This window comes from Stenotrophomonas africana (assembly GCF_013004645.1).
In the GTDB taxonomy this organism is placed as follows: Bacteria; Pseudomonadota; Gammaproteobacteria; order Xanthomonadales; family Xanthomonadaceae; genus Stenotrophomonas; species Stenotrophomonas africana.
Genome location: NZ_JABEME010000008.1, coordinates 241,172 through 247,171, shown reverse-complemented (window position 1 = coordinate 247,171; position 6,000 = coordinate 241,172). Strand labels below are relative to the sequence as shown.

Below are 6,000 nucleotides of genomic sequence, written 5' to 3'. Positions count from 1 at the left end.
CGCAAGTACGTCCGTGTAGGCTTGGCAGCCGCATCCATGCGGCTGACACCCCGCAATCCGACACCGCCCCACCTTCGACGGATTCCGGCGGCTGTTGGTAGGTGTCGACCTTGGTCGACACATCTGTCAGACATCGAAATGTATCCGGGGTCAGATCCGTTTTCCTGCGGAAAACGGATCTGACCCCAGGAGCCGTTCCAACAGGCCACAGAAAACTGTCGAAGGCGGGATGGGTCCGGTTGCGGGGGTGTCCGCGGCATGGATGCCGCGGCCAAGCCCCCAAGGACGGGTTTACGGCGTCCCCCGCAACCGGACCCATCCCGCCATCCCACAGGAAGCCCGCTGTCGCTGTTGCTTTGGCTGTTGCCGTTGCTCCGGCTTCGGCGGGGTGCAGGGCTGCAAGCCCTGCCGAGCAACACCCCCTCGTGCACAATGGGGCCGACCCCGCCTGGACACCGTCCTGATGTCGAGCAAGCCGTATTCAGAAGCCTGCGAGCGCAACCGCGATCCCATCGCCACCGCGCTCGACCCGTGGATGGGCGACCGGCATCGGGTGCTGGAGATCGGCAGTGGCACCGGCCAGCACGCAGCCTTCTTCGCCGAGCGCTGGCCGTGGCTGCGCTGGCAGCCCAGCGACCATGCGGACCATCTGCCCGGCATCGAGGCTTGGCGTGCGGAGGCCGCGCTGCTGAACCTGCTGCCGCCGGTGGCATTGCAGGTGGAACTGCCGCCTGCGCCGGGCCTGACGCTGCCCGAAGGCAGCACGTTCGATGCGGCGTTCAGCGCCAACACGCTGCACATCATGGGCTGGGACCACGTGCAGGCGTTGTTCGCCGCGCTGCCACCGGTGCTGCGTCATGGTGCGCTGCTGGCAGTGTATGGCCCGTTCAACTACGGTGGTCGCTACACCAGTGACAGCAATGCGCAGTTCGATGCCTGGCTGAAGGCACGTGATCCGCGCAGCGGCATCCGCGATAGCGAAGCGGTGCAGGCGCTGGCGGCCGACAATGGCTTCACCCGCCTGGGGGATCTAGCAATGCCGGCCAACAACCGCCTGCTGCTGTGGCGGTTGGGGTAAACCGCCGGTCGTGCCGGCCAGCGGCCGGCACGACTATCAGGCCACCTGCACGATGTGCAGTGCCTTCGGATTGCGCCACTGCGCCAGCAGGGCGGCTTCGCGTGCCTTGGCCTGCTCGAAATGCGCTTCCTTGACGTGGCCGAAGCCGCGGATGTGCTCGGGCACGCTGGCGATCTCCACCGCCAGCGCCAGGCGGTCGTCATTCAATCCATCCAGCAGCACCTGCACGGTGGCCTCGTAGTCACCGATCAGCTTGCGCTCCATGCGGCGTTCCTCGGTGCGCCCAAACACATCGAGTCGGCCGCCACGCAGGAACTTCAGCTTGGCCAGCAGGCCGAAGGCCTTGAACATCCACGGGCCGTATTCCTTCTTCAGCAACCGGCCCTGCTCGTCCTTCTTGGCGAACAGCGGCGGTGCCAGGTGGAAGCGCAGCTGGTAGTCGCCCTCGAACTGCTGTTGCAGGCGGCGCTGGAAGTCGCCGCTGGTGTACAGGCGGGCCACTTCGTACTCGTCCTTGTAGGCCATCAGCTTGAACAGATAGCGGGCCACCGTCTCGGTCAGTGCGGTGGAACCACCGATGCGGTCGGCTTCGGTGGCGCGTACGCGCTCGACCAGGTTGCGATAGCGATTGGCGTAGGCAGCGTCCTGGTACTCGACCAGGAAGGCGGCGCGGCGCTCGATCATTTCATCCAGCGAACGCGACAGGCGTGCGTCGTCCAGCGGCAGGAACGCCACGTCGCCACCGTGCGAGGGCAGGCCACGCAGTTCGCGTTCGTCGCCGGTGTTGCGCGGTGCGGCGGTGGCACCCCATTCGTTGCCTTCCCATTCGCCCGGCGGCAGCGGGTGCAGCGGGCCCGGGGTGGACTCGGTATCGGTGTGGCGGTTGCGCACCAGGCCGGCGGCCTGCTGCACAGCCTGCGGGTCGACCGCGGCCAGGCGGCCCCAGGCGAAGGCCTGCTGGTTCATCGCCACGGCGGCACCGTTGAGCTCGATGGCGCGCATCAGCGACTCGAACGACAGCGGCACCAGCCCCTGCTGCCATGCGTAGCCGAGGATGAACAGGTTGGCGGCGATGGCATCGCCGAGCAGCGCGGTGGCCAGCTGGGTGGCATCGAGCAGCAGCGGTTCCTCGCCACCCAGCGCCACGCGCACACCGGCCACGATGTCGGCGGCGGGGAACTGCATGTCCGGGCGGGTGGTGAAGGTGCCGGGCATCGCCTCGTAGGTGTTCAGCACCACCTGCGAACGGCCGGCACGCACCTTCGACAGGGCCCAGTAATCGTTGACGACCACCATGTCGCAGCCCAGCACCAGGTCGGCTTCGCCAGCGGCGATGCGCACGGCGTGGATGTCTTCAGGGCGACGGGCAATGCGGATATGCGTGGTTACCGCGCCGCCCTTCTGCGCCAGGCCGGTCTGGTCGAGCACGGTCGCGCCCTTGCCTTCCAGGTGGCCGGCCATGCCCAGCAGCGCGCCGATGGTCACCACGCCGGTACCGCCGACGCCCGTGATCAGGATGTTCCAGGGCTGTTCCAGGGTGCCGCGGAGGGTCGGCGCCGGCAGGTTGTCCAGCAGGGTGGAGGCATCGCGCTTGCTGCCCTTGCGCGGCTGGCCACCGTGCACGGTGACAAAGCTCGGGCAGAAACCATTCACGCAGGAATAGTCCTTGTTGCAGTTGGACTGGTCGATCTCGCGCTTGCGGCCGAACTCGGTTTCCTTCGGCAGCACCGACACGCAGAAGCTCTTCTTGCCGCAGTCGCCGCAGCCTTCGCAGACCAGCGAATTGATCAGCACGCGCTTCTGCGGGTCTTCCAGCTTGCCGCGCTTGCGGCGGCGGCGCTTCTCGGTGGCGCAGGTCTGTTCATAGATCAGGATCGAAACACCCTTCACTTCGCGCAGGCGCTTCTGCACTTCGTCCAGCTCGCTGCGGTCGTGGAACTCGACGTCGCTGGGGAAGTGCTCGCGCTGGCCGGTCCACTTGCCGATGTTGTCCGACAGCACCACGATGGTGTGGATGCCTTCGGCGCGCATCTGCTTTGCGATGTCCGGCACGCTCAGCGGGCCGTCCACCGGCTGGCCGCCGGTCATCGCCACCGCATCGTTGTAGAGGATCTTGTAGGTGATGTTGACGCCGGCGGCGACCGCCTGGCGGATCGCCAGCGAACCGCTGTGGAAGTAGGTGCCGTCGCCGAGGTTCTGGAACACGTGCGGGGTATCGGTGAACGGCGCCTGCCCGGCCCAGGTCACGCCTTCGCCGCCCATGTGGGTGAAGGTATCGGTGCTGCGGTCCATCCAGGTCACCATGTAATGGCAACCGATGCCGGCCAGCGCCCGCGAGCCTTCCGGCACCTGGGTGGAGGTGTTGTGCGGGCAGCCCGAGCAGTAATGCGGTACGCGCGGGAAGCTGGCGCGCGGCAGCGCAAGCTCGGCTTCCTTTTCCTGCATCCACTGCAGGCGCTGCTCGATCGACTCGTTGTTGAAGAACTTCTGGATGCGGCGGCCGATCACCCCGGCGATGGTGGCCGGTGTCAGCTCACCGGTGGATGGCAGGATCCATTCGCCGCTCTCGTCGTACTTGCCGACGATGGATGGGCGCTGGCCCCAGCTGGCCGGCCAGTTGAAGAACTGCTCCTTCATCTGCCGCTCGATGAAGGCGCGCTTTTCCTCCACCACGATGATGTCTTCCAGACCCTGCGCGAAGCGCGCGATGCCCTGCGGCTCCAGCGGCCAGGTCATGCCGACCTTGTACACGCGGATGCCGATGTCGGCGCACGCGGCTTCGTCCAGGCCCAGGTATTCCAGCGCCTGAAGCACGTCCAGGTAGCTCTTGCCGGTGGTGACGATGCCCAGCCGCGCGCGCGGCGCGTCCATCACCACCTTGTCGATGCCGTTGGCGCGGGCGAATGCCTGCGCAGCCTTCACCGCATAGCGGTGCAGGCGCATTTCCTGATCCAGCGGCGGGTCCGGCCAGCGGATGTTGAGGCCGCCCGAAGGCATTTCGAAGTCTTCCGGCAGCACGATGCGGCGTGCCATCGGATCGACCTCGACCGAGGCCGACGATTCCACCGTCTCGGCAATGGTCTTGAAGCCGACCCAGCGGCCGGTGTAACGGCTCATCGCCCAGCCCAGCAGGCCCATGTCGAGGATGTCCTGCACGCCGGCCGGGTTCAGCACCGGCATCATGGCGCTGACGAACTCGTCCTCGCTGCCATGCGGCAGGGTCGAACTGCGGCAGGCATGGTCATCGGCGGCCAGTGCCAGCACGCCGCCGTAGCGCGAGGTGCCCGCAGCATTGGCATGCTTGAACACGTCGCCGCAGCGGTCCACGCCCGGGCCCTTGCCGTACCACATACCGAACACGCCCTGCACGTTGGCGCCGGGGAACAGGTTGGTCTGCTGCGTGCCCCACACCATGGTGGCGCCCAGGTCCTCGTTCAGGCCCGGAGTGAACTTCACCTTGGCGGCTTCAAGATGCTTGCGCGCGCGCCACAACTCCAGGTCGAAGCCACCCAGCGGGCTGCCACGGTAGCCGCTGACGAAACCAGCGCTGTCGATGCCCTCGGCGGCGTCGCGCAGGCGCTGCATCAGCGGCAGCCGCACCAGCGCCTGCACGCCACTCAGGTAGATCCGCCCCTCATTGCGGGTGTACTTGTGGTCGAGCGTGTAATCACGGTCGAGCAGGTCGGCGGAAGAGGGCGAAGTGAGTTGCGCGGTACTGGTCATGGCTGGCCCGGTAGGATCGGCTGGCACCGGCCGCGTGCAGGCACGCGGCGGGAAAGGCGCGAATTGTAGCAGCGGGGCCGCGCAGGCCCTGGCACTCGCGCCCGCAGCGGTGCTGGGGTTAGGATCGGGAGAGAGAGGGAGGCTGCAGTTGCGGCCTGGGGAGAAGGGATGTCAGTTCCAGGAAAGATCCTGGCCAGCGTGCTGCTGGCCTCGGGAGTGGCCACTGCGTGGGCCGCGCCGGCCGTGCCGGCCCCGCAGGAGTTCTACTTCGACAACGACCCGGCGGCCACACCGATGGTGGTGGTGCAGGGCGAGGGCGATGATCTGGTAGCCCAGCTGGTCAAGCTGCGTGAACGGGGCCGCCGCGCGGTCGAGGCGACGGTACAGCTGGCCTCGGTGGCCGGGACCCAGGGCCGCGCCGAGCTGGCCGATCAGCTGTATGGCGAGGCCCTGAAGGAGGCATCGGCACAGGCCAGCGTCGCCCGCAGCGTGCGCTGGAACTATGGCTGGCACCTGCTGCGGCAGGGCAAGGCAGAGGCGGCACTGGAACAGTGGCTGGCCTCCGCTGGCAGCGCACGGACGAAGCCCAGCTGGGTGCCGCCGACCTACGCGCTGGCGCTGTGGCGGCTGGGGCAGAAGCAGGAGGCGGTGCAGTGGTATGCGGCTGCGGTACGCACCGAGCCGACGCAGTGGAATACCACGGCGAACTATGGGCAGCTGCTGCCGCATTGGCGTGAGGATGAGCGTGCGTCGCTGGCGGAGGTGCAGCAGGCCTGGGCGGCCGCACCGCCTGCCTGGCCCTGAGGGAAGGGGTTCGGCCGGGTTGCACCCGGCACCCGCAGAGGCAACAGCCGAAGCAACAGCAACAGCGGGCAATCCGCGGGATGGCGGGGCGGTGTGGGTTGGCAGGACACGCCGTAAACCCCCAGGCCGGCCCAGCCGCTGGCGGCTGTGCGTTCGGGCGCTTGCGAAGCCGTGCTTCGCAAGCAAAGCCGTGCTTCGCAAGCTAAAGCGCCCTCACCCCTGGGGGCTCGATGGCGCCTTGCTCGTGTGCGCTGTCCTGCGCACACGGCAAGGCCTGGGTTGGGCGTCCTGCCCAACCCGCCCGAGGCATGCCTCGGGCCCATGGCGCCAACGGTCCTGCCAACCCACACCGCCCCACCTCTGACGGTTCGACGCTGCTGTTGGTAGGTGTCGAC

3 protein-coding genes are annotated in these 6,000 nt (G+C 67.7%); 2 read left to right on the top strand and 1 reads right to left on the bottom strand.

Annotated elements, in window-relative coordinates; all coding sequences use genetic code 11:
- Positions 1 to 463: 463 nt before the first annotated feature.
- Entirely contained in the window at positions 464 to 1,078 is a 615-nt protein-coding gene (locus HLA98_RS15440) for a DUF938 domain-containing protein (RefSeq protein WP_057500007.1), read from the top strand.
- A gap of 36 nt (positions 1,079 to 1,114) precedes the next feature.
- Here the strand turns inward: HLA98_RS15440 and HLA98_RS15435 are convergent, their stop codons facing one another.
- Positions 1,115 to 4,801, bottom strand: coding sequence for an indolepyruvate ferredoxin oxidoreductase family protein (locus HLA98_RS15435; protein WP_057500008.1), 3,687 nt, complete (start codon positions 4,799 to 4,801; stop codon positions 1,115 to 1,117).
- A gap of 168 nt (positions 4,802 to 4,969) precedes the next feature.
- Between HLA98_RS15435 and HLA98_RS15430 the strand changes: the two genes are divergently transcribed.
- Positions 4,970 to 5,605 carry a hypothetical protein gene (locus HLA98_RS15430; RefSeq protein ID WP_049448806.1) on the top strand — a complete coding sequence of 212 codons (636 nt, stop codon included), beginning with the start codon at positions 4,970 to 4,972 and terminating at the stop codon, positions 5,603 to 5,605.
- The last annotated feature ends 395 nt before the right edge of the window (positions 5,606 to 6,000 follow it).